This window comes from Anoxybacteroides voinovskiense (assembly GCF_014196205.1).
Taxonomy (GTDB): Bacteria; Bacillota; Bacilli; order Bacillales; family Anoxybacillaceae; genus Anoxybacteroides; species Anoxybacteroides voinovskiense.
The window spans coordinates 165,473-187,782 of sequence record NZ_JACIDE010000003.1 but is presented as its reverse complement, the minus strand read 5'-3'; the positions used below and the strand labels follow the sequence as shown (position 1 = coordinate 187,782).

Genomic DNA, 22,310 nt, shown 5'->3' with positions numbered 1-22,310 from the left:
ATCGATACGACGGGAATGCGCCCGATGGGAAGTGCAGAGGGAACGATGCACGTGTTTGCGAAGCGAGTAAAAAACGGACGGAGTTGGTGTGACAGAGGGATTCGAGCGTTTTTAGACGTGATGGTAGCCGTGAAAGACGGATTAACGATTCGGACGTGGAAAGGAGAGGTAGTGGTCGAGGAGGAAAAAGGAAGCGAACGAGAAACGATGGTGAAAAGGGGAATCAAGAAAGTAGGAGCAAAGATAGAGGAAGTGGTACGTGGCAATATTCGCTATCTCCAACAGTCGTGTGGAACGCCTATTTATGAAGTGTTGAAGGCATTGAAAGGGTTTTAAAAAAGCGAGAAAAGGGCATGAAAACAGGATGAGAGGATTAGAAAACGCTTACAAACACTGGGTTATTTAAACCAAATATATCCAGAGAATCGAAATATCAAAAAAAATCTCCCACAAACTCTTGACTCAATCAATTTTCTGTCGAAGCGTGACAGATAAGTATCTCTAATTTATAATTTCATCTAAAAGGAAGTATTGAGGTGGAAAAATATGCTTGATACATTAGTAAGTGGAATTGTTGATCTAATTATGGGTGTAGTCTTTGAAGACCCTTTAAAGGAGATATGGAAAAAGTGGACTAAGTAGATAAAAAGAATCTTTGTAAAACCAAAAGCAATCGGGGAGCCAACCTATTTTAGGCAACTATACTACTTCTTTCATCGTATGTGATGGAGATGGGGAAATGACGTACGCCCCCGAAAACATTGAAACTAGATTAAATAACTGTCCAATCGAAATTCCTGAAGAGTTGGCATTTTTGAAAAAAGAGTTAGAAAAAGGGGAAGAACGCAAAAAACAAAAGGGAGAAAGCTACATCTGGAACAGGGCATTGTTTTCTCTGGAAAAATACTCCGTTTTACGAACGCATATAAACGAAGATATGAAAGTTGTTTTTTCTCTCATACCATCAGACTACTATACATTTAAGTCTTTAAATCCGAATTTAGATACACCTCTCCCTAGTGGATATACAATTCGGGAAAAATATTTAAATGGAACGATAGCCAAAAAGCCCATCATCCCATTAATGTAAATTAGCACGTTATTTCGGAACAAAATGGCCATTTTTTTGCAAATTCAAACGGGTTTTTGCGCGTTAATCCAGCAAAAATCTGGAGTATTGTGCAAATTTCCTCCCTTCTCTTTACAGAAAAACCGTTTGGTGGCTTGACATGGAGCCTCTGCGGACATGTTTTCTAGCGAAAGGGGCGAGCAGGAGCCCTTGTTTCGCTAGGCAACTAGCCTAACATGTCCGCCACTCCATGTAAAGCCTGTGCTTCTGATTTTGTAAATATATTCCAATATGAAATAATTAGCTAATGTGCAAAACAAATAATTTGCAAATTTACACCATTAACAAATAGATTTGGAGTTGCTTTGGTAGTCCTAGCCGCGGACAATTATGTCATTTTAACAAGCGTTCGAGTGATAGCGGTGTGCGCCCAGGTGAATTAGATATTGGCATTGTTGAAGCGGTTCATCCTCATCAAGATCGCGATCCAATCGGGCAAGGTCCTGACTTATTCAGCACAGCAATACGTGGAGGAAAAGAGGAATTAGGAATTGAAATTTCTAAAAACGATGTAAAATTTCTTGGATTCGGAGTAGATGAACAATATTATCAATGGAATATTATCGGGTTCGTACAATGTCATGAAACAATAGAGGAAATCGTGTCCCAGCGAACGAGAGGAATCTCTGGGAAATGGGAAATTATCGGGGCGTGACAGGCGCGCTATCTATGTATTTCGCATGCGAACCGACGTATCAGCTATTGCTCAATAAACAATACGTCGATGCGCATAAAAAATAGCCCCTTTTTGGGACTTAGTTTGGCAAATGCGATTTTAAATTTAGAATTTGTCTTTCATGTTCGATCATTTTGTCGAATATAACATCTGTCCGTCTTTGTAAATACGTGACGGTTAAATCAACGGACTGTTTCATGCTTGTAAGATCATTCAAAATATGCGCTTGATTGTTTTTCGAAATGCGCAGTTCTTCGAGGATCTTTTCTTGCGTCCGCTCCACGTTTCCGAGCGATTGCTTCATGTCGGCCATCTCGTTTTCTAGTTTTTGTTGGCCGATTTGAAGTTTGGCCACGTCTTGTTGTAATGCCTGCTGGCCTGCTTGCAGTTGCGCTACATCTTGTTGAATTTGCGCGACGCTCACTTCTAACGCTTTCTGACCCCGTTGCAGTTCTTGCTGGGTCCGCTCCACACGATCCAATCGTTCGTGAACCGGCTGCAGCTCTTCCTTCAACACGGAACGAAGCAAATCCTTTAATTCCTGGCTCATTTTTACACCTCCTCTGCCATTTCTTCCATTATAGCATGGGCAAAAAGAGGCAATAAATAAAAAAAATAAATTGAAAACCGGGCATCTAACCCGCCCTCACACCACACCATCGACGACGTGCGTCTAAGGTGGCCGGACCGTCATCGTCCCCACCCACAGCATGGCCGAGTGCCCCCATTGATAACGGTAAGGAGACATCACCGATCGAAAAGTGAAGCCGAGCGCCTAGCCGCGACCAGCTTTCGACACTTTTACACGAAACATCGGATGATTCGACAAGTGAAAACCGAAAAAAAGATGTCTTATAGTAAAATTTACCATAAAACAAATTCATCACCACAACATGTACTTGACAAATGATACACTTCTCTGAACAAGTATATGCAAAAATATTAGTTTGCTAGTTTTCCCTTGGAAACATAAGTAGGGCATATGATGAAAAAATCAAGTACAACTTTTGGTGAAGAGCCATTTTTTCATACTTTGTCGAAAGGGACGGAACTATCCGTCGTTTTTCCCAAACAAACACCCAGCCCGAGGGGCTGGGTGTTTGTTACTGATCTTTATTATTTTTATCTTGCATGTCTTTTGGGTCTTCGATTGGGTCTTCACGGTCTGGTTGGTTGTCGTTTTCGTCATCGCCAGGGCCGTTATTTGTGTCGTCGCCAGGCGGCAAATTTTTGTTCAAGTTGTCATTGACGTCATTGCCGTTCATGTTTCGGTTTTTCGCCTTGTCTTGTTGGTTGATGTCGTCTGATGGGTTGACATCGGTATCGTTCATGTCGTTGTTTTCGTTCGTCGTTGGCGGCGGTGGGTTTTGGTTGTCGCGGGTGAAGTTGCATCCGGAAACGAGCAGCATCGCGACAAACGCACTAAATAACCGAATGACTAATGCTTTTTTCTTCATGGAAAATCTCCTTTCTTGATGATGTCTTTGCTTATCTTCTCCAGAAAGGAAATTTTCATGCATAAAACATCCTCTTTCCTTTTCACGGAAAGAGGATGTTGCTTAGGCGTCTTTCTTTTCCCCGAGGGCAAACATGATTTCCGTTTCGCAGACGAGTTCGCCGTTGACGGTGGCGATGCCTTTCCCTTTGCCAATTGGTCCTTTGGCGCGAATAATTTCGACTTCTAAGCGCAATTGGTCGCCCGGCTTGACTTGTTTTTTAAAGCGGCAGTTGTCAATGCCAGTGAAAAAGGCGAGGCGGCCGCGGTTTTCTTCTTTCATGAGCATCGCCACTGCCCCAACTTGCGCTAGCGCCTCAACGATTAACACCCCTGGCATGACCGGATATTCTGGGAAATGGCCGACGAAAAATTGCTCGTTGGCGCTGACGTTTTTCCATCCGACGGCGCGCTTTCCTTCCTCGACTTCTATGATGCGGTCAACGAGTAAAAACGGATAGCGGTGTGGGATAATTTGTTGGATTTGTTGAATATCGAGCATATGTATTCCTCCTCGTACATAAAGAGGAAGGGCAACGCCTTCCCTTTAGTTTTCTTTCGTGTCTTTCTCGACAATGTCGGTAATATGTTGCCACGTTGCTTTTTTAAACACGTCAAGCGGCTTGCCGTTGCCAAGGCCGCTGTAGCCGACGATAGCGCCAACGACCGTGCTTATGACGATAAGCGCCGCTACGATTACGAGCCTTAGCCAAATCGGAAAAAGACGCTTCCGCTCTCGCTTTTTCCGCCGCTCCGTTCGTTGTTCGTTCGGTTGTTTAGTTACTTGTTCTTCTTTCATCTTTCTTTCTCCTTGCTATGAGCGAACACCGTTAATGAGCCCCATCATTTGGTCGGAAATGGAAATGGATTTCGCGTTCATTTGGTAAGCGCGCTGCGTGAGCATTAAATCGGTCATTTCTGTCCCGAGATCTACGTTTGATTGCTCTAACGCCCCTTGCTGGACATTAATTTGCGGGCGCAAAGTACCCGTCATATTGACTGCCACATCCGCTTCTGGCACGTTGTTGACGTTTGGCAGGGCATATAAATTGTCACCAACGGACTGTAAAAGTTGCGGACGGACGATGTTCGTAATGCCGAGATCGGCCGTCTGCATGACGCGGCCGTCCGGTGCGATGGCGCGCAACGTGCCGGTGTCGGTAATCGCAATGTCTTTAAAGCCTTCTTGAATCGTGATTGGCTCGTTAGTGCTACTCAAAACCGGGAAGCCGTCGCTTGTGACAAGCATTAATGCCGTTGGGTCATTGGCAGATGGGCTTAAGTAAAACGAGCCGTCGCGCGTATAGCGAATCGCCGTCTTTCCATCTGCTGTTTCGGCTAAAACGCGGAAAAATTGTCCTTCTTTCGTCAACGCCACGTCTAGCATGCGCCCCGTTTGTTGGAGCGGGCCTTGTTTTACGACGAGGTTTGTTTCTGCTAGTTTCGCGCCGACGCCGCGGCGAACGCCCGCCGGCGTTTGGCGAGTTGCTTTGTCGTCTGGTAAGTTGTCAAATTGTTGCACCAATAGCTCCCCAAAGTTCGTTTCGCGCCGTTTAAAGCCGGTCGTGTTGCTATTGGCGATGTTGTTACTAATGACGTCAAGCTGCTGCTGCAGTTGGTTCATCGTATTGGCGGCAGTAATCATCGAACGCAACATCGTCATTCTCCTTTGTGATTATTTGAGCCGGCCGATTTCGTTGGCGGCCTTGTCCATGCTTCGGTCGTATGCTTGTAATATTTTTTGGTTCGCTTCAAACGCACGGTACGCCGACATCATATCCGTCATCGAACGCGCGACATCAACGTTGGATCGTTCGAGAAACCGTTGCTTCACTTCATACGTAACGTTTCCGTTGCCAATGGCGCTCGGAAGTAAGCCGTTTTCGCTGCGGAATAGCCCGTTTCCTTCTTTGGCAACCGCGCTTTCGTTTGCCGCAAATGCGACGTTGATACGAGCGACGCGCCGATTATTTTCCGTAATCGTGCCGTCAGGCGCTACCGTAAAATTCGTACCCGTTAGCTGAATGCGGGTATTGTTTTCATCGAGCACATAAAATCCGTCGTTCGTCGTTAAATATCCTTGGGCATCTAAGGTGAAGTTACCATTTCGTGTATAGCGGACATCGCCAGTTTCGTTTTGCACGACGAAAAAGAGCGTTCCTTTTTTGCCTGTAGCAGCATCCGTTGGAATCGTCCCATTTACGAGGGCAAGGTCGGTCGGTTGATCGGTTTCTTTTAAATCGCCTTGCGCAAAATTAGGCATCATTTCTTGCATATAGACGCCGGTCGATATCGGACCGATCGTTGTTTTTTTAGACAACGACCGGCGTTCTTGCACCGGAATCGTCCCTTCCTCTAAGCGCGAAAGCAACATTTCCGGAAATGCGCGCAGCGCTGCTTCGTCCGCTTTATATCCTGGTGTATTGGCGTTGGCGATATTGTTCGTTAACATTTCCACGCGGCGCTCTTGGGCAAGCATGCCGGCCGCCGCCGTATAAAATCCACGCAACAAAGGCGCTCCCTCCGCTTCCTTTCATCTTATTTTCTATTATACGGCAAACGAATAAAAAAGCGAATAGGTACCATATAGGAAACGATACCCATTCGCTTGTCGTTAGATGAATTTTTGCTTCGGTGCGCGGTCGATGTTGTCAAGCATAATGCCTGTGCCAATCGCAACGCAATCCATCGGATTTTCTGCGACTAATACCGGCACTTTTAACTCTTCCGCAAGCAATTGGTCAATGCCATGCAACAATGCGCCTCCGCCTGTTAAAATGACGCCGCGGTCAATAATGTCGGCTGATAATTCTGGCGGCGTGCGTTCGAGCACGCTTTTTGCTGCTTGTACGATGACCGATACCGGCTCGCGCAGCGCTTTTTCAATTTCTGCGGAGCGGACAGTAATCGTGCGCGGCAAGCCGGTCACAAGGTCGCGGCCGCGAATGTCAATTGCCTCGTCGCGTGCGCCTGGGAATACGGTTGCCACTTTAATTTTAATTTCTTCGGCCGTCCGTTCACCAATGAGCAGCTTATATTCACGCTTAATGTAGTTTAAAATTTCCATATCGAACTTGTCCCCAGCCATTTTAATAGAAGTGGCGGTGACAATATCGCCCATGGAGAGGACGGCAACATCGGTCGTGCCACCGCCAATGTCTACGACCATATTTCCGCAAGGCTGGAAAATGTCCATGCCAGCACCAATCGCCGCTACTTTCGGCTCTTCTTCCAAATATACTTTTTTGCCGCCGCTTTTTTCCGCTGCTTCTTTAATCGCTTTACGCTCAACGGACGTGATGTTTGTCGGGCAGCAAATTAAAATGCGCGGCTTGGCGAAAAAGCCTTTTAAATCGAGCTTGTTTAAGAAATGTTTGAGCATCGCTTCCGTAATTTCAAAGTCTGCGATGACGCCGTCTTTCAGCGGCCGGATGGCAACGATATTCCCAGGGGTACGCCCGACCATTCGTCTTGCTTCTTCGCCGACAGCGAGCACCTTGTTTGTATTTTTATCAATCGCGACAACGGATGGTTCGTTGAGCACGATTCCTTTTCCTTTGACATAAATGAGTACGTTCGCCGTACCGAGATCGATTCCGATATCTCTCGCAAACATGTATACGCTCCTCCTTGCTTTCCATCCATCAATTGCTCCTAATTAGTTATTTTATCATACGTTCATCGGAATCTGATACTATTTTTATAAGAAAAAAGCAAGGAAGAAATAGTTATTGAATCGTTTCTTTTTTATATTTTTTCTTTGTCGCCTCCCCCCCACGCAAATGACGAATGGATTTATGGTAATCAAGAATTTCTTTGACTTCATTCGCCAGCTCTGGGTTAATTTCCGGCAGCCGCTCGGTTAAGTCTTTATGAACGGTACTTTTGGAAACGCCAAATTCTTTCGCGATGACGCGAACGGTTTTCCTCGTCTCCACGATATACTTTCCAATCTTGATAGTACGCTCTTTGATGTAATCGTGCACACCACTCGCCCTCCCTAAGTTGGATGTGAGAAGTGTGAAATGAGACTCGTTTCGTCGGTGATCAAAAGCACTTCTTCTTGTTCATTTGAAAAGCATCTTCGGCTTTATTTTTGCGCGATGGACGATCCCCACCTCAAACACTCCCGCTAGTTGATAAGTTTGTAACATTTTATTAAGCAATTGGTACATATATGCCAAAAATGTTGTGGAAACGAGTGTTTTTTGTGAAAAAAGAAAAGCAGCATCAAGCGTTCGTACTTGATGCTGCGCGTTGTTACGCTTTCGCCATGCCAATCGAAGAGTCTGGCATGTTGTAAGAAGAGTCTTGGTGTGTATTGCTTCCATCTGTCGATTGGCCATCGGACGATTCATCTTGCGTTTGGTCGTTTGTTGAATTGCTATTGTTTTCGCTTTGTTGTTCATTTGGTGCGTTTTCGTCGGATGCGTTAGACTCTGTCAATGATGTGACTGGTTTATCGACATAGTCTAGCGGGTTGACCGGCTTATCGTTTTGGCGAATTTCAAAATGGACGTGCGTGCCTGCCTCTTTGTTAAAGGCGCTTTGGCCAGCTTTGCCGATGATTTGGCCTTGTTTCACGGCATCTCCTGCTTTTACGTCGATGCTTGCGAGCGATTGATAAACGGTTAAGACACCATTGTTATGGTCGATTTCGACGACGTAGCCTAAAATTGGGTCTTTTTCTGCTTTCGTCACCGTTCCACTTAAAGAAGCAGTCACGTCAAACGGCCGATTATCTTTCATCACAAGGTCGATGCCGCGGTTTGGATGATACGTATTATTATAAAAGACGAGAGCTGCTTCTTGTTCTTCTTTCGATGCGGCATAGTCGTAGAACGGTGTTTTAATTTCAACCGCGTTCGGGTCGAGCACCGGCATCGCGATATGTTCTACTGTTTCATTGACCGGGATAGAGTCGTCTTGTTTAGACGGTGTCCCTTCTTGGCCGTATTGATACTCGTCTTTTGGCTGTACATCCTTGCTATGCTGGAACCAAAGCACTCCCGCTAAAATGACAGCGGCACTTGTTAAATAAATAGCCGGAAATACCCAACGCTTGCGCAACGCACGTTTTAAACTTGGTTTTCGTAGAGAAGGTTGTTTCTTTTCTTCCTCTCTCATGTTCATCACCTCAGCAACCATTTTGAACAGAAAGAGGGAAATATATACATGCAAATAGTTATTTTTTGAAAAAAATTGATTTTTATACACGAAAAAAGCAGCTCTTCTAAAAGAGTCTGCTTATTTTTTCGCCGTCAATCGGTTTAAAAACGCCGTTGCCGATGAAACGGCGACGCCGCGGTAATAATATTGGACGATGTCTTTGTACGTTTTTCCTTGCTTTGCTAAAAAGTTCGCCCCGTATTGGCTCATCCCAACCCCGTGCCCATATCCTTTTGTCGTGATCACAATCTCACTTCCTTTTCGCACCCACGTAAAATCGGTCGATTTCAGCTCCAATTTTTCGCGGATTTCTCTGCCAGTGAGTTGCTTGCCGTTAATATCGACAACCGCCACCCGCTTGCCTGGCGTCCGCGACACGATGACACCTACCGACCCGTCGTTTGGCAGCTTCACCCCTAACCGTTGTTCAAACTCTGCCACCGACATCGCCGTTTGGTGATAAAATTTAGGCGATTGTTCATCCCACGGGCTCGCCACACTTTTTAAGTACGGGAAGTCGTTTTGCCAATACGCTTCGGAGTTTTCCGTAAAGCCGTTGCTTGTTGAGAAAAAGGCGGCTTCAATCGGGGCGTTGTTGTACGTGATGATTTGACCTTGCGTTTCTTGCACGGCTTTGACGATACGTTTCATTTTCCAGTCGTAGTCGGCTCCCCATAGTTTTTTTAATTCTTCGTCGCTATAGTACACTTGATGCATGACCGTGTCTGTGACGTTGGCGCCTTTTGGAAGCTCGATTGGTTGGTCGCTGAGCATTTGTTTGACAATGTACGTGCGGGCGGTGAGCGCTTGCGCTTTTAGCGCCTCTAGTTCAAAATCGGCCGGCATTTCGGCTGCGACGACCCCGATGACATATTGCTCCAGCGGGATATGCTCGATTCGTTTTTCTTTGCTTCGATATACGGCTACTTCGACATCTGGCCCCGCTTGTTTTCGTTCGATGCTTGGCTTAGGTTGCAGCGCTTCTGCCAACGCCCCGCTTGTCTTGTCGTGAAAGGGGATGACGAGCAATGTCGGAATGAGTAATACAACGATGAATAAAAGCGACCCGAGTGCAAGCAATAGTTTCAGACGTTTCATTTTGCGCCCCCCAATATGCAATTTTAACGCGCCACTTTCCTGCTCGTTATTACATAGTGTATGGGCTTGGACAAGTATATATGACAAATTATTTCGGGGCAGAAAATAGGCAAAAAAAAAGAACCTATCGCGGGGTTCGTGTTGTCATTGGATTCGAGAAGCGAGTAGCTCGATTACTTCCCGGTGCTGCTCGTCAACCCGTTCTAATTGTTTGAAATGGCTTCTCATCTCGGTTTTCGTATTTTCTATTTCACGCATTAGACTGCCATAATAAAACGCAAGCTCTTTTCTCATCTCGTATTGCTCGGTCGCTAACGTTTGAATCGTTTGATCCATTTGGTGGATTTTTTCGTTCGTTTGTTGCAGTTGCGTAGCTACTTGTTCTACTCGTTCGTTTGTCTGCTGCAGTTGCGTAGCTACTTGTTCTACTCGTTCGTTCGTCTGTTGCAGTTGCGTAGCTACTTGTTCTACTCGTTCGTTCGTCTGTTGCAGTTGCGTAGCTACTTGTTCTACTCGTTCGTTCGTCTGCTGCAGTTGCGTAGCTACTTGTTCTACTCGTTCGTTCGTCTGCTGCAGTTGCGTAGCTACTTGTTCTACTCGTTCGTTCGTCTGTTGCAGTTGCGTAGCTACTTGTTCTACTCGTTCGTTCGTCTGTTGCAGTTGTGTAGCTACTTGTTCTACTCGTTCGTTTGTCTGTTGCAGTTGTTGATCAAGTTTTTCTACTTTTTCATCCGTACGTTTTAGCTGCGCTCCTAATTTCTCTACTTTTTCGTCAGTCTGTTGCAACTGCACGGACAGTTGTTCTACCCGCTCATTCGTCTGTTGCAGTTGCTGTTCAACCTTTTCTTGTCTAACAGCTAGCGCGTTGATTTCTTGGCGCATTACTTGCTGCTCCGATGCTAAAGTGCGGATATCTTCTCGCATTTCATGTTGTTCTTTCCGAAAAGAACTCATTTCGCTTTCTAACCGATCAAAGCGCGTGTTCATTTGCTCCATAAATTGCTTTAGCAACGCTTCCATCCAGTTCCTCCTCTCCAATATATTTTCTTTTCATTATATCATACTTTGTCTATTTTTCGGAAAAAGAAAAACGACCTTCCGCTGCTTTTGCAACGAACGGTCGCTTTCGTCGTTAGTTGAGGTCGGTTACTTTTGCCACTTCCCACACCGTTTCTTCTTCGCGAACGCGCTCAATGTCCGCTCCAAGCGCCGCTAGTTTTTGATGGAAGCGAACGTAACCTCTGTCTAAATGTTTTAATTCCGTCACCCGCGTATACCCTTCCGCGACAAGTCCCGCCAAAATTAACGCGGCAGCGGCACGCAAATCGGTAGCCGCCACTTCCGCCCCTTGCAAATTGCAAGGACCGTTAATGATGACCGAGCGCCCTTCGATTTTAATATCGGCATTCATGCGCCGAAATTCTTCGACGTGCATAAAGCGGTTTTCAAATACCGTTTCCGTAATCATGCTTGTGCCTTCTGCTTTTAACAATAATGCCATCATTTGTGACTGCATATCGGTCGGAAACCCTGGATGCGGCATCGTTTTAATATCGACCGCTTTTAATTTTTCTGGACCGATGACTCGAAGGCCGTTTTCTTCTTCGATAATGGTGACGCCCATTTCTTCAAGCTTTGCCACTAATGAGCTTAAATGCTCTGGAACAGCTCCTTGCACAAGCACGTTTCCGCCTGTAATTGCCGCTGCGACCATGAACGTCCCTGCTTCAATTCGATCAGGGATGACCGTATGCACTGCACCATGTAAGTTCGGCACACCCTCAATGCGAATGGTGCCCGTTCCTGCACCGCGCACTTTCGCGCCCATTTTGTTCAAAAAGTTCGCCAAATCGACAATTTCTGGCTCTTTTGCGCAGTTTTCAATCACGGTCGTTCCTTCCGCTAACACTGCCGCCATCATAATATTTTCCGTCGCCCCAACGCTCGGAAAATCGAGGTAAATTTTCGCACCGCGCAACCGTCCGTTCACTTCGGCATCAATAAAGCCGTTGCCAACCTTGACAGAAGCGCCCATCGCTTCAAACCCTTTCAAATGCTGGTCAATTGGCCGTGAACCAATCGCGCATCCGCCTGGAAGCGCCACACGAGCGCGCCCTTTTCGCGCAAGCAACGGTCCCATCACTAAAACGGAGGCACGCATTTTGCGTACATATTCAAACGGGGCTTCTAATTTCAGCTCTCGGGATGCATCTACAACAACGCGGTTTCCTTCCATCGCGACATCAGCGTTTAAATAACGCAATACTTCCGTAATTGTATATACATCGGAGAGAGCAGGAACGTCATGAATGACACTTTTTCCTTCACTTGCTAATAAGGTTGCGGCGATGACAGGCAAAACGGCATTTTTCGCTCCTTCGACTTTCACGGTGCCGTTTAACCGGTTTCCGCCACGGACGATGATTTTTTCCAAGGTATTCCCCTCCGCGTCCAAATTCTCTATATTAATATTCAATTGTGATGATCGGGGTTCCAACGACAACGGTCGTTCGGTCGCCCAATCCCGTCTTTCGCAAAGCAAGCTGAATGTTCATTGGATGAGTGTTGGTCGGAAGAACGTTCTCCCACTGCCCAGTATATGCAGAAACGGAAACAAACGCCTCTTCCGTAAGCGCCTCAATCGGCGTAGCGTTGAATGCATGTAAAAGATGGTAAGCTTGTTTTAACAAAACACCTTTCATCTTACCATTGAATTCCCCTTTTACACAAGAGAAAAATGCAGGTTGTTTCGTAAAGAGTTGTGACGACCTTTGGCTTATGAGTTGACCAATGTTTTTCTGCACAGTTTCGCTCCAACCAAATCCCTTTAATTCATAGAGGATGTACGTTTGGGGCTTTTTGTTTGCAACGGTAGTGACGAGTTGAATTTTTTCTTGCATCGAGGAATGTTCATAGACGCCTGTTGCTCGCTGAACATGGTGATCCGCTTCGATCGTCCACTGGAACGTTCGAAACGTATGTTTTAGCTCGTCCGTTTTTTGAAAAAAAGCGGAATCATTTTCGATTGTTTGGGCATACTCCCTTGTGTAAATGGTCCATTCGTTGATCGATGCGCCGTTTTGTTGCAACACGGAAGCAATTGTTTTTATCTCTTTTAACGGCTCGTTCCCTTTTGCGTTCCCAAACGAATGACCGAACGCGACACTAATTAAAATAATGATTGCCACCCACGTTTTTTTCATCTTTCTTCCCTTCCTCTCCTTAGCTGTTATTGTTGCCAGATTGGCAACGAACATACGCGCAACTGCTCGACAAAATTCGAAGAGGAATTTTCTCTGTTTAACAAAAAACGGAGCGATTATTCGCCCCGAAACAAAAACGGCAATTGTTTAGACCAAAGAAAATAATCAAGGAAAAAGTTGCTGACAGTAGAGCCAATCGCAATCGTTAGCAACACATAAAGGACGCGCGCTTGCAAAATGCGGTTTGGCTTTATTATTTTCTCTAACTGAACGCCTTGCAATGTCCACCACGTGAGCGCAAAAAAGAAAAGGTGGGAAATAATGCTTAGGAGCGCTTGTTGCCCAACTTCGGCCATCTCGTTACCTCCTCCGTTCTAAAAGGAAATATGAAAAAAGAAGGGGAAGCCCCCTTCTAGCGTCAGCGAAGGAAATCGCTAAAGTGATGAAACTTGTCTAAAAACGTATACAACCATCCCGGCATAATCCCGAAAAGAAGCGTCCCGAGCGCGCAAACTGCAATGACAATCGTTGCTCCAATTGGCACGCTAAACGACTCGTGATGCGCTGCCGGACGGAAGAAGATTTGCGTAAACAATCCGAAATAATAGACGTACGACACGACAGTTGTTGCAATCATCACCGCCGCTAGCACGTAATGCGCTGGCTCGGTCGCGAACGCCCCTAAAAAGATGTGGGCTTTTCCGATAAAGCCCGCCGTTCCTGGAATGCCGGCGAGCGATAGTAAAAACACGCCCATCATGATGGCTAATAGTGGATTGCGGCGATAAAGCCCTGCAAATTGGCTTATGTCTTCCGAGCCGCTTTGGTCCGTAACCGTCTGCAAAATCGCAAACGCCCCTAAATTCATGAACAAATACGCCGCTAAATAAAACCACATCGAATCAACCATCACAAACGACAACGATGCAAAACCAACTAACAAATAGCCGGCATGGGCGATGCTGGAGTAGGCGAATAGCCGTTTGACGTTCCGCTGTTTTAGCGCCACTGTATTTCCGATAATCATCGTCGCGCCCGCTAAAAAGGCGATGTAGTCTTGCATCGACAATAACATCGACGACGGTTCGTTTCCTTGCGATAACGCCGCCGCAAAAATCGAAATAAATAAGCGAAGCACAATGACAAAGCCTGCTGTTTTCGACACGACGCTTAAGAAAGCGGTCACCGGCGTCGGTGCACCTTGGTAGACGTCTGGTGCCCACATATGGAACGGTGCGGACGCTAATTTAAACGACAAGCCGACAAGCATAAGCAAAAACGCCAATGCCAACACATATTGATGCCCGCTATCTTGCAATGTACTTAGTTGCATCGCAATTTTTTTCAAATTCGTCGAGCCGCTCAACCCGAACACATAGCTCATTCCAAATAGCGTAATCGCCGTCGAAATGCCACCGTTAATGACATATTTCATCGCCGATTCGTTCGACAGCGAGTTTGTTTTCCGCAAACCAGCTAAAATGTAAGAAGAAATCGACAACAACTCCAAGCCGACAAATAGCGTAATTAAATCGCCGCTTGACGTCATCACCATCGCCCCAAGAAGCGCCGTCAAAAACAAGTAATAAAACTCGCCTTCGTATTTCATGCCTTCTTTCGGACGATAGTCCAGCGAAAGCAACAACACAAGTGCCGCCCCTGCTAATAGCAATAGCTTAAACGCTTTTCCGAACGCATCAAGCCGGAACGTATCATGTAAAATCGATGTCGTATCGACCGATAACAGCCCAACAAGCGAAACAATCGCGACAATGACCCCAGCGACGGCAACCCATCCGAGCGGACGACGGCTTTGGCGATTTGGCATGAACAGGTCGATGAGCGAGAGCGCGGTCGCAACGCCGAGAATGATAAATTCTGGCGCCATCACTCCCCATTTATAATGCATTAACGTTTCCCATGTCATGCGCTTACCCTCCTAACCCGTTCATCATCGTTTGAATCGTCGCAGCGAGCGGTTCCGCAAGCAGTTGCGGATAGACGCCAATTAAAACGATGCAGCCGATTAAAACGAGAACTGGAACTAATTCTACTGTACGTATATCTGCTACTTCCGCCACCCCGCGCGCTGTAGCGCCGTACGTCATGTTCAATACCGCCCGCAATAAGTAGACCGCCGTCATAATAATGCCGAGCGTCCCGACCGCTGCAAGTGCTGGATTTGTTTTAAACAAGCCTAAAAACGCCGTAAATTCGCTAATAAACCCAGACATGCCAGGTAACCCTAACGATGCCATCGCTCCTGCTAATAAAAACCCAGCCGCAAGCGGCATCGCTTTCGCAAGCCCGCCTAAGCGGTCAAGCATCGTCGTCTGCACCCGCTCGTACATAATGCTAACAAGCAAGAATAACAACGCAGAAATTAACCCGTGCGAAACGACTTGGAAAATCGCCCCTTGAATGCCCGCTTCGTTTAACGCACCAAGACCAATCAACACAATGCCCATATGGGAAATACTCGAATACGCCAAGACCATTTTAAAATCTTCTTGGACGAACGCAAGAAACGCTCCGTACAATAAGTTAACGACCCCTAAAATGGCGATAAATGTCGCAAATCGCTCAAACTGCTCTGGGAACAAGCCCATGCCAAACCGAATTAAACCGAACGCCCCGATTTTCAATAGCACACCCGAGTGCAACATAACAATCGATGGCGGCGCCTGCACGTGCACGCGCAACATCCAGCTATGAAGCGGCACGATTGGCAACTTTACCCCGAACGCAATCAGCAAGGCAATGAATAAGCCGTACCGTAAATCATTCGAGATTGGCGCAAGCATTTGCGACGCTTCTTCGCCACCGCGCAACATGTCTTGCAATGCCGCAATATTGGACGTGCCAGTGCGGGCAAATAAGATTAAAATGACAAGCAATAAAATTGCCGACCCAATCCCGTTATACAACAAGTAGCTGTATGCCGCTTTTTCTTTCTCAAAATAGCCCCATTTTCCGATTAAGAAAAACATCGGAACGAGCGTAATTTCGAAGAAAAGAAAGAACAAGAAAAGATTTCCCGCCGCGAATACGCCAAGCATCCCAATCTCCAGCAGCAAAAACAGCATGAAATACCCTTTCCACTCTTTTTTAATATGAATGGAAGCAATCGCCGCGAGCGTCGCCAACAATGCCGTCAGAACAATCATGACAAGGGCAAAGCCGTCGACCGTCAATTCGTACGGAATCGCATAAGCAGAGTCCGGCAAAAACGAATACTTGCCAAACTGAAGCCACGCATGTTTTTCCGAAAGCCGGCTAAGGTCATAGCCGCGCAAATATTGACTGAACGCAAACAGCGCTAACAGAAGCGACGGAAGCGTCGCCAAAAAGCCAAGTAATTTAATCGTCTGCTCTTGTGTTTTTGGCACAAATGCTAACAATCCAATACCGAGCAGCGGGGAGAAAACGAGCAGCGAAAGAAAATACGTATCATGCATTATAAATACCCCCCTGTGAACGCAAGAATGACGACGAGAATCGTCAGACCGATAAAGGTCACCGCACCGTACATTTGAACTTGACCGTTTTGCAGCTTAGAACCAATCGACCCGATTGCTTTTGTGAACGAAGCGATGACGTTCGCCAAGCCTTCAACGATAAAGCGGTCAACGTATTGCAAGAATAAGCTGAACACTTTCGTCGCATAGCCGACCGTCATCGTATAAAACTCATCGACATAATATTTATTCAACAATACTTGATACGTAATCGGTGTTCTTGAGCTGAGCCAATCGCGGGCAAGCGACCGTTTTCCGTACATGAGCCACGCCAAGAAAATACCCGCAAGCGATATCGCAGTCGCTACGACCATAATCCACGCTGGTGCGTCTTCATGTCCAGACTCCCCAGTAAGAAAATCGCCGAGAAACGCCCCGAACCATGGCGTATTGATATATCCTGCAACAACGGCTAACACGCCAAGCACGATCATCGGTACGGTCATGACAGCTGGCGACTCATGCACGTCATGCGCTTCTCCGCGCATGTCTCCGCCAAAGACGAGGAAAAAGAGGCGGAACATATAAAACGCCGTGAAAAACGCGGCAATGACCGCAAGCCAGAACAACACTGGATGCCCGTGCTGCCAAACGGCCACTAAAATTTCGTCTTTACTGAAAAAGCCCGATAAAAGCGGAACGCCGCTAATCGCTAACGTACCGATGAGAAATAGCGGTGCCGTCAACGGCATTTTTCGCCAAAGTCCGCCCATTTTCTCAATATCTTGCGTATGCACGGCATGGATGACGCTTCCGGCTGCTAAAAAGAGAAGCGCTTTGAAAAAGGCGTGCGTCGTTAAGTGGAAAATTCCTGCGACATACCCGCCAGCTCCAAGGGCAAGCATCATATAGCCAAGCTGGCTGACGGTAGAGTACGCCAACACCCGTTTAATATCTGTCTGCACTAAGCCGATCGACGCGGCGAAAATCGCCGTAAATCCACCGACAACCGCCACCGTCAACATCGCCGTTTCGCTCGCTTCGTATAGTGGGAAAAGCGATGCAACTAAATATACCCCTGCCGCCACCATCGTCGCCGCGTGGATAAGGGCCGATACAGGCGTCGGACCTTCCATCGCGTCTGGAAGCCACGTATGGAGCGGGAATTGCCCTGATTTTCCGACCGCACCAACGAAAATTAAAATCGCCGAAATCGTCACGATCGTATCCGATAGTTTGCCGGCATGAAGGGCGACAAAAATGTCATTATATTGGAAACTTTTCGTTTGCCAAAAGAGCAAAATCATGCCGATTAACAACCCAACATCGCCGATGCGCGTCATAATAAACGCTTTTTTCGCAGCAGCTTTCGCTTCTTCCTTATAGAAGTAAAACCCGATTAATAGGAAAGAACCGAGCCCGACTAGTTCCCAGAAAATGTACGTTTGCAATAAGTTGGCAGAAAGGACAAGCCCGAGCATCGCAAACGTAAACAAGCCTAAATACGCATAAAACACTGGGAATCGCTCATCCCCGTGCATATACCCTTTCGAGTACATATGTACAAGAAAGCTAACGAGCGAAACGACGACAAGCATGAGCGCGTTTAACGGATTGACAGCAAAACCAGCCGTTACGTCCATCTTGCCAATCGTAAACCAGACGTGCGTTGCTTCGTATGTCGGTTGATTAAAGCGCGCAACTAATACAACGACTGCGACGAGGAACGAAAGGAACGTCGCCGCCATGCCCACATAGGCGCTTGCTTCTTTCAACCGTTTTCCGACGACAAGCAACAGCAAAAAGGAAAGAAGCGGAAAAAGCGGTATAATCCAAGCATTTTCCATCATGAATATCACTATCCCCTTTTTGTCAAAGGGCGATTCGCCCTCTGTCATTTTCAACCTTTGAATTGTCCAATTAGTGTTTCAACGAATCGATGTCGTCGATGTCCACTGTTTTTTTATTGCGGTATAGCGCCATTAAAATCGCTAACCCCACGGCCGCTTCCGCCGCCGCAACCGTAATCGTAAAGAGTGAGAAAATTTGACCTGTAATACTTGGATGAACCCCGTATTTACTGAAGGCGACGAGGTTAATGTTCACGGCATTGAGCATTAATTCAATGCAGATGAGCACAATGACCGTGTTTCGTTTCGTCAATGCCCCATACAATCCAATGCAAAATAGCATTAACGCTAATACAAGGTAAGCTGACATTGGAACGGTACTCATCATTTCTCCTCCTCGCCTTCTTTTTTCGCTAGCACAATGGCTCCGACGAGCGCGACAAGCAATAAAACCGATGTAATTTCAAACGGAATAATATAGTTCGAGTAAAGCGCAACCCCGATTTGTTCCGTGTTTTTTTCATGAAGGTGCGTCGCTTGTTCGCCGAAATCTAAGCGGTAAATGCCAAGATACACCGCGGCACCAAACGCCAATACTGCCAACGCAGTGAGCGCCTTCCGTACAAATCCGCCCGTCGTCGATCTTCCTTCTTCTTTCGGGCGGGTTAACATAATGCCAAATAGCATAATAATCGTAATCGCCCCTGAATAAATTAACACTTGCACCGCAGCGACAAACTCTGCCGACAATAGCACATATATCCCGGCAATGCTGACAAACGTAAACACGAGCGACACGAACATATGCATGACTTTCGTCGTGTTCAACATAAGGACGCCGCCGGCAATCGCGACTAATGCGAGCCCTAAAAACGCGACATATTCTCCGCTCACGGTTTATTCCCCTTTCGCACATTCGTATCATTTTCATCCAGCCATTCTAAGTTTTTAAATAGGGCATCGCGGCTATATTCCGCCAATTCAAAGTTGTTCGTCATGACGATTGCTTCCGTCGGACATACTTCCGTGCAAAGGTCGCACAAAATGCAAATTTCAAAGTTGATGTCGTACGTGTCAATGATTTTCCCTTTTTTCGTCGGATCGGGATGTTTTTTGCCGGTCAGCTGAATACAGTTTGTCGGACAAATCGTCGCACATTGGTTACAGACGATACACTTTTCCGGATAAAATTTTTGAATTCCGCGAAACCGATCCGGAAGCGCGAGCGGCTCGTTCGGATAATCGTAGGTGACTTTTTGTTTCGTTAAGTTTTTGAGGGTGTACTTTAACCCTTTCGCTAAGCCGAGCACGATGTTCCCCCCTTTATATTACGCTTTTGATGAGCGCCGTTAAGAAAATATTAACCAATGCTACTGGAAGCAATACTTTCCATCCGAATTCCATTAACTGATCCGCACGCAACCGCGGGAACGTCGAACGAAACCAAATCAAGACGAAGACAACAAGGCTAAATTTTAACGAGAACCAAACGGCTCCTGGAATAAAGCCAAGGAACATGACCGGCTGCCATCCGCCTAAAAAGAGAACGGTCGTCAATGTCGCCATCGCAAAGAAATAGACGTATTCGGCAAGCATAAAAAACGCCCAGCGAAAACCGGAATATTCGACGTGAAAGCCAGCGACAAGTTCCGACTCTGCTTCCGGAAGGTCAAACGGCGTCCGGTTTAACTCTGCAACCGCTGCAACTAAAAAGACAAGAAAGCCAATTGGCTGCACGAAAATGTACCATACATGTTTTTGCGCTGCAACGATGTCGTTTAAATTTAAACTTCCGGCTAATAAAATCACCCCGAGCACGGACATAACAAGCGGAATTTCGTACGAAATCATTTGCGCCGCCGCCCGCATACCACCAAGAAGTGCGTATTTGTTGTTCGACGCCCATGCACCTGTCACTACTCCAACCGTCGTCAACCCAGATACGGCGATATAATAAAGCAACCCAACGCCAATATCTGCAAACTGCAAGGCATCCGTAAATGGCAATGTCGCCAACACCATAAACGCTGGGGCAAACGCAATAACCGGTGCGATAATAAATAACGGTTTATCGGCTGCTTTCGGAATCGTATCTTCTTTTAACAAAAGCTTTAAGACGTCTGCGACCGTCTGCAACAGCCCCCAGCGGCCGCCGACTTGGTTCGGACCAATCCGCCCTTGCATAAAGCCCATGACTTTCCGCTCGGCTAAAATACCGTACGTCACAAACCCTAACACGACAAGCAACAACAGCGTCCCGAGCCCGAAAAAGATCGCCACATTCGTCCAACTCGGCGCCGAGTGCAATAATTGTTCCATCAACCATCTACCTCCCCGAGCACAATATCAATCGCTCCAAGAATCGCAATTAAGTTCGCAATATTTTCACCTTGTAATAATTTCGGGAGTATTTGCAAGTTATAAAACGATGGCCGACGGAACTTCAAGCGGTACGGCTCTTTTTTTCCGTCGCTTGCAATATAGCAGCCTATTTCGCCGCGCGGCGATTCGATGCGGACGAACGCCTCCCCTGGTGGCGCTTTAATGATCCGCGGCACTTTCGCCATAATTTCTCCATCTTTCGGAAACTGTTCACATGCTTGCTCGATAATTTTGAGTGATTCTTCCATTTCCGCTAAGCGGCATTCATAGCGGGCAAAACAGTCGCCTTCTTCGCGCACTGGAATATCAAAATCAAATCGGTCGTAAATGGAGTACGGTTCGTTTTTGCGAAGGTCCCATTTCACGCCGGTACAGCGCAAATTGACGCCGCTTAACGAGTAGTTGAGCGCTTCTTCTTTCGTATATTTGCCGACCCCGATGACGCGATGGCGGAAAATTTCGTTTCCTGTTACTAGCTCATGATATCCCGCGAGCTGTTTACGCATATATGGCACAAACGCTTTCACTTTCTCAATCCAGCCGTCTGGCGCATCCCATTTCACGCCGCCAACGCGCATGTAGTTAAACGTCAAGCGCGCCCCTGACAACTCGTTTAATAAGTTAATAATCATCTCCCGCTCGCGAAACGCATATAAAAACGGACTAATGGCACCGATATCTAATAAATACGTTCCCCACCAAACGAGGTGGCTCGCAATCCGGCCGAGTTCCATCGCCAAAACGCGCAAATACTCTGCCCGCTCTGGCACTTCAATGCCCATCATCGTTTCGACGGCGTGGCAAATGACGTAGTTGTTCGTCATCGCCGATAAATAGTCCATCCGGTCCGTATAAGGAATGATTTGTGTATATTGTAAATTTTCTGCAATTTTTTCCGTTCCTCGATGAAGATACCCGATGACCGGTGTAGCTTCTTTAATAATTTCTCCATCGATTTTTAACACGAGGCGAAAGACGCCGTGCGTGCTCGGATGTTGCGGTCCTACGTTCAACAGCATTTCTTCCGTCCGAAGCATCAGCTACACCTCCATATCGTACGGCACGTAATCTTTACGGAGCGGGTGACCGACCCATTGTTCTCCTAAGAAAATACGAATTAAGTTCGGATGCCCGTTAAAGCGAATGCCTAATAAATCGTACGCTTCGCACTCCGGCCAGTTCGCTCCTTGCCAAAGCGGAACGAGCGAATCGATTTCCGGCTCGTTTCGGTCGATTTTCACTTTTAAGGCGACTGCCTGATTGTTTTTATAAGAATATAAATGGACGTATACTTCCATATGCGTTTGGAAATCTGTTCCATGAAGTTCCGATAAATAATCAAAACCGAGCTGCTCGTTATATTTTAAAAATTGGGCGACTTTGAAGTATGTATCTTTTTTCGCCACCAATGTTGGTACATCTTTGGATAGACGGTTAATGTACGCATCTTCCAATACTTCTTCGCCGAGATGTTCTTTAATGACTTTGACGTATTTATCAAGAAGCGGCTGGTTTGGTGACGGCGTTTCCGCTTGTTTCGGCGCGTCTGCTTCGCCAGCTGCTTTTGCTTTTGCTGCCGCTTTTGCTTTCGCTGCGGCAATTGCCTTTGCTTTCGCTGCCGCAACGTCCTCTTCGCCACCTTCTCCTTGCTCCGCTGCCTTTTGCTTTGCTAACGCTGCCGCTTTCGCCTTTGCTGCGGCAATCGCTTTTTGCTTCGCCAGTGCAAGGTCGTCGGCAGCGTTTTCTGCGCCTTCTGCTTGTCCGGCTGCTTTTTGCTTCGCCAGCGCCGCGACCTTTGCTTTCGCTGCTGCCGCTGCTTTCGCTTTCGCTAACGCGACGTCGTCCGTTTC

At 46.8% G+C, this 22,310-nt stretch carries 26 protein-coding genes; 3 read left to right on the top strand and 23 right to left on the bottom strand.

Features of this window, described 5'->3' with window-relative positions:
* From GGR02_RS03295 to GGR02_RS03285, 3 genes are all read left to right on the top strand, one after another.
* Positions 1-336: UPF0236 family transposase-like protein (locus GGR02_RS03295; protein ID WP_183183319.1), on the top strand; the 336-nt coding region annotated here is incomplete at its 5' end.
* 403 nt (positions 337-739) lie between these two features.
* Positions 740-1,090, top strand: a complete 351-nt coding sequence (locus tag GGR02_RS03290; protein WP_183183318.1) for a hypothetical protein — start codon at positions 740-742, stop codon at positions 1,088-1,090.
* A gap of 403 nt (positions 1,091-1,493) precedes the next feature.
* Positions 1,494-1,784 (top strand): hypothetical protein, encoded by a 291-nt coding sequence (locus GGR02_RS03285; RefSeq protein WP_183183317.1) that lies wholly within the window; start codon positions 1,494-1,496, stop codon positions 1,782-1,784.
* 100 nt (positions 1,785-1,884) lie between these two features.
* Here the strand turns inward: GGR02_RS03285 and GGR02_RS03280 are convergent, their stop codons facing one another.
* The 23 genes from GGR02_RS03280 to GGR02_RS03170 form a co-directional block, all read right to left on the bottom strand.
* The gene (locus GGR02_RS03280; RefSeq protein ID WP_183183316.1) at positions 1,885-2,355 is read right to left on the bottom strand and encodes a hypothetical protein; all 471 of its coding nucleotides are present in this window, start codon (positions 2,353-2,355) and stop codon (positions 1,885-1,887) included.
* A 553-nt stretch (positions 2,356-2,908) separates the two neighbouring features.
* Positions 2,909-3,262, bottom strand: a complete 354-nt coding sequence (locus GGR02_RS03275) for a hypothetical protein (RefSeq protein ID WP_183183315.1) — start codon at positions 3,260-3,262, stop codon at positions 2,909-2,911.
* Between the two features lie 102 nt (positions 3,263-3,364).
* On the bottom strand, positions 3,365-3,802 hold the full coding sequence (gene fabZ, locus GGR02_RS03270) for a 3-hydroxyacyl-ACP dehydratase FabZ (protein WP_183183314.1): 438 nt from the start codon (positions 3,800-3,802) through the stop codon (positions 3,365-3,367).
* A gap of 45 nt (positions 3,803-3,847) precedes the next feature.
* Positions 3,848-4,099, bottom strand: a complete 252-nt coding sequence (locus GGR02_RS03265; protein WP_183183313.1) for a DNA-directed RNA polymerase subunit beta — start codon at positions 4,097-4,099, stop codon at positions 3,848-3,850.
* Positions 4,100-4,114: 15 nt separating this feature from the next.
* Positions 4,115-4,957: a flagellar hook-basal body protein gene (locus tag GGR02_RS03260; RefSeq protein WP_183183312.1), complete on the bottom strand. Its 843-nt coding sequence runs from the start codon at positions 4,955-4,957 to the stop codon at positions 4,115-4,117.
* An 18-nt stretch (positions 4,958-4,975) separates the two neighbouring features.
* Positions 4,976-5,812, bottom strand: a complete 837-nt coding sequence (locus tag GGR02_RS03255; RefSeq protein ID WP_183183311.1) for a flagellar hook-basal body protein — start codon at positions 5,810-5,812, stop codon at positions 4,976-4,978.
* Positions 5,813-5,914: 102 nt separating this feature from the next.
* Positions 5,915-6,916, bottom strand: coding sequence for a rod shape-determining protein (gene mreB, locus GGR02_RS03250; protein ID WP_183183310.1), 1,002 nt, complete (start codon positions 6,914-6,916; stop codon positions 5,915-5,917).
* 112 nt (positions 6,917-7,028) lie between these two features.
* Positions 7,029-7,286 (bottom strand): sporulation transcriptional regulator SpoIIID, encoded by a 258-nt coding sequence (spoIIID, locus tag GGR02_RS03245; RefSeq protein WP_027407999.1) that lies wholly within the window; start codon positions 7,284-7,286, stop codon positions 7,029-7,031.
* Between the two features lie 274 nt (positions 7,287-7,560).
* Positions 7,561-8,427 (bottom strand): M23 family metallopeptidase, encoded by an 867-nt coding sequence (locus GGR02_RS03240; protein WP_183183309.1) that lies wholly within the window; start codon positions 8,425-8,427, stop codon positions 7,561-7,563.
* Positions 8,428-8,547: 120 nt separating this feature from the next.
* On the bottom strand, positions 8,548-9,567 hold the full coding sequence (spoIID, locus tag GGR02_RS03235; RefSeq protein ID WP_183183308.1) for a stage II sporulation protein D: 1,020 nt from the start codon (positions 9,565-9,567) through the stop codon (positions 8,548-8,550).
* Between the two features lie 144 nt (positions 9,568-9,711).
* Positions 9,712-10,587 (bottom strand): coiled-coil domain-containing protein, encoded by an 876-nt coding sequence (locus GGR02_RS03230; protein WP_183183307.1) that lies wholly within the window; start codon positions 10,585-10,587, stop codon positions 9,712-9,714.
* Positions 10,588-10,699: 112 nt separating this feature from the next.
* Complete coding sequence (gene murA, locus GGR02_RS03225; RefSeq protein WP_183183306.1) at positions 10,700-12,001, bottom strand: UDP-N-acetylglucosamine 1-carboxyvinyltransferase; 1,302 nt, start codon at positions 11,999-12,001, stop codon at positions 10,700-10,702.
* Between the two features lie 31 nt (positions 12,002-12,032).
* Positions 12,033-12,770: a YwmB family TATA-box binding protein gene (locus GGR02_RS03220; RefSeq protein ID WP_229706218.1), complete on the bottom strand. Its 738-nt coding sequence runs from the start codon at positions 12,768-12,770 to the stop codon at positions 12,033-12,035.
* A gap of 116 nt (positions 12,771-12,886) precedes the next feature.
* Positions 12,887-13,126, bottom strand: a complete 240-nt coding sequence (locus tag GGR02_RS03215) for a DUF1146 family protein (protein WP_183183304.1) — start codon at positions 13,124-13,126, stop codon at positions 12,887-12,889.
* 62 nt (positions 13,127-13,188) lie between these two features.
* On the bottom strand, positions 13,189-14,697 hold the full coding sequence (gene nuoN, locus GGR02_RS03210) for an NADH-quinone oxidoreductase subunit NuoN (protein ID WP_183183303.1): 1,509 nt from the start codon (positions 14,695-14,697) through the stop codon (positions 13,189-13,191).
* Positions 14,698-14,701: 4 nt separating this feature from the next.
* Complete coding sequence (locus GGR02_RS03205; RefSeq protein ID WP_183183302.1) at positions 14,702-16,228, bottom strand: NADH-quinone oxidoreductase subunit M; 1,527 nt, start codon at positions 16,226-16,228, stop codon at positions 14,702-14,704.
* On the bottom strand, positions 16,228-18,078 hold the full coding sequence (gene nuoL, locus GGR02_RS03200; RefSeq protein ID WP_183183301.1) for an NADH-quinone oxidoreductase subunit L: 1,851 nt from the start codon (positions 18,076-18,078) through the stop codon (positions 16,228-16,230). The genes GGR02_RS03205 and nuoL overlap by 1 nt, the downstream gene beginning before the upstream one ends.
* A gap of 70 nt (positions 18,079-18,148) precedes the next feature.
* The gene (nuoK, locus tag GGR02_RS03195) at positions 18,149-18,463 is read right to left on the bottom strand and encodes an NADH-quinone oxidoreductase subunit NuoK (RefSeq protein WP_066322651.1); all 315 of its coding nucleotides are present in this window, start codon (positions 18,461-18,463) and stop codon (positions 18,149-18,151) included.
* On the bottom strand, positions 18,463-18,972 hold the full coding sequence (locus GGR02_RS03190; RefSeq protein ID WP_183183300.1) for an NADH-quinone oxidoreductase subunit J: 510 nt from the start codon (positions 18,970-18,972) through the stop codon (positions 18,463-18,465). The genes nuoK and GGR02_RS03190 overlap by 1 nt, the downstream gene beginning before the upstream one ends.
* Entirely contained in the window at positions 18,969-19,388 is a 420-nt protein-coding gene (nuoI, locus tag GGR02_RS03185; protein WP_066322649.1) for an NADH-quinone oxidoreductase subunit NuoI, read from the bottom strand. The genes GGR02_RS03190 and nuoI overlap by 4 nt, the downstream gene beginning before the upstream one ends.
* Positions 19,389-19,401: 13 nt before the next feature.
* On the bottom strand, positions 19,402-20,400 hold the full coding sequence (gene nuoH, locus GGR02_RS03180) for an NADH-quinone oxidoreductase subunit NuoH (protein WP_183183299.1): 999 nt from the start codon (positions 20,398-20,400) through the stop codon (positions 19,402-19,404).
* Positions 20,397-21,497 (bottom strand): NADH-quinone oxidoreductase subunit D, encoded by a 1,101-nt coding sequence (locus GGR02_RS03175; protein WP_183183298.1) that lies wholly within the window; start codon positions 21,495-21,497, stop codon positions 20,397-20,399. The genes nuoH and GGR02_RS03175 overlap by 4 nt, the downstream gene beginning before the upstream one ends.
* Before the next feature lie 3 nt (positions 21,498-21,500).
* Positions 21,501-22,310: NADH-quinone oxidoreductase subunit C (locus GGR02_RS03170; protein WP_183183297.1), on the bottom strand; the 810-nt coding region annotated here is incomplete at its 5' end.

Excerpts from the sequence above, each read along its gene's own strand:
- GGR02_RS03215 (WP_183183304.1), bottom strand. The coding sequence starts at position 13,126 with ATGGCCGAAGTTGGGCAACAAGCGCTCCTAAGCATTATTTCCCACCTT.
- nuoK (WP_066322651.1), bottom strand. The coding sequence starts at position 18,463 with ATGAGTACCGTTCCAATGTCAGCTTACCTTGTATTAGCGTTAATGCTA.
- fabZ (WP_183183314.1), bottom strand. The coding sequence starts at position 3,802 with ATGCTCGATATTCAACAAATCCAACAAATTATCCCACACCGCTATCCG.
- GGR02_RS03290 (WP_183183318.1), top strand. The coding sequence starts at position 740 with ATGACGTACGCCCCCGAAAACATTGAAACTAGATTAAATAACTGTCCA.
- nuoN (WP_183183303.1), bottom strand. The coding sequence starts at position 14,697 with ATGACATGGGAAACGTTAATGCATTATAAATGGGGAGTGATGGCGCCA.
- GGR02_RS03280 (WP_183183316.1), bottom strand. The coding sequence starts at position 2,355 with ATGAGCCAGGAATTAAAGGATTTGCTTCGTTCCGTGTTGAAGGAAGAG.
- GGR02_RS03205 (WP_183183302.1), bottom strand. The coding sequence starts at position 16,228 with ATGCATGATACGTATTTTCTTTCGCTGCTCGTTTTCTCCCCGCTGCTC.
- GGR02_RS03240 (WP_183183309.1), bottom strand. The coding sequence starts at position 8,427 with ATGAGAGAGGAAGAAAAGAAACAACCTTCTCTACGAAAACCAAGTTTA.
- GGR02_RS03230 (WP_183183307.1), bottom strand. The coding sequence starts at position 10,587 with ATGGAAGCGTTGCTAAAGCAATTTATGGAGCAAATGAACACGCGCTTT.
- GGR02_RS03260 (WP_183183312.1), bottom strand. The coding sequence starts at position 4,957 with ATGTTGCGTTCGATGATTACTGCCGCCAATACGATGAACCAACTGCAG.
- GGR02_RS03220 (WP_229706218.1), bottom strand. The coding sequence starts at position 12,770 with ATGAAAAAAACGTGGGTGGCAATCATTATTTTAATTAGTGTCGCGTTC.
- GGR02_RS03265 (WP_183183313.1), bottom strand. The coding sequence starts at position 4,099 with ATGAAAGAAGAACAAGTAACTAAACAACCGAACGAACAACGAACGGAG.
- spoIID (WP_183183308.1), bottom strand. The coding sequence starts at position 9,567 with ATGAAACGTCTGAAACTATTGCTTGCACTCGGGTCGCTTTTATTCATC.
- mreB (WP_183183310.1), bottom strand. The coding sequence starts at position 6,916 with ATGTTTGCGAGAGATATCGGAATCGATCTCGGTACGGCGAACGTACTC.
- nuoL (WP_183183301.1), bottom strand. The coding sequence starts at position 18,078 with ATGATGGAAAATGCTTGGATTATACCGCTTTTTCCGCTTCTTTCCTTT.
- GGR02_RS03175 (WP_183183298.1), bottom strand. The coding sequence starts at position 21,497 with ATGCTTCGGACGGAAGAAATGCTGTTGAACGTAGGACCGCAACATCCG.
- GGR02_RS03275 (WP_183183315.1), bottom strand. The coding sequence starts at position 3,262 with ATGAAGAAAAAAGCATTAGTCATTCGGTTATTTAGTGCGTTTGTCGCG.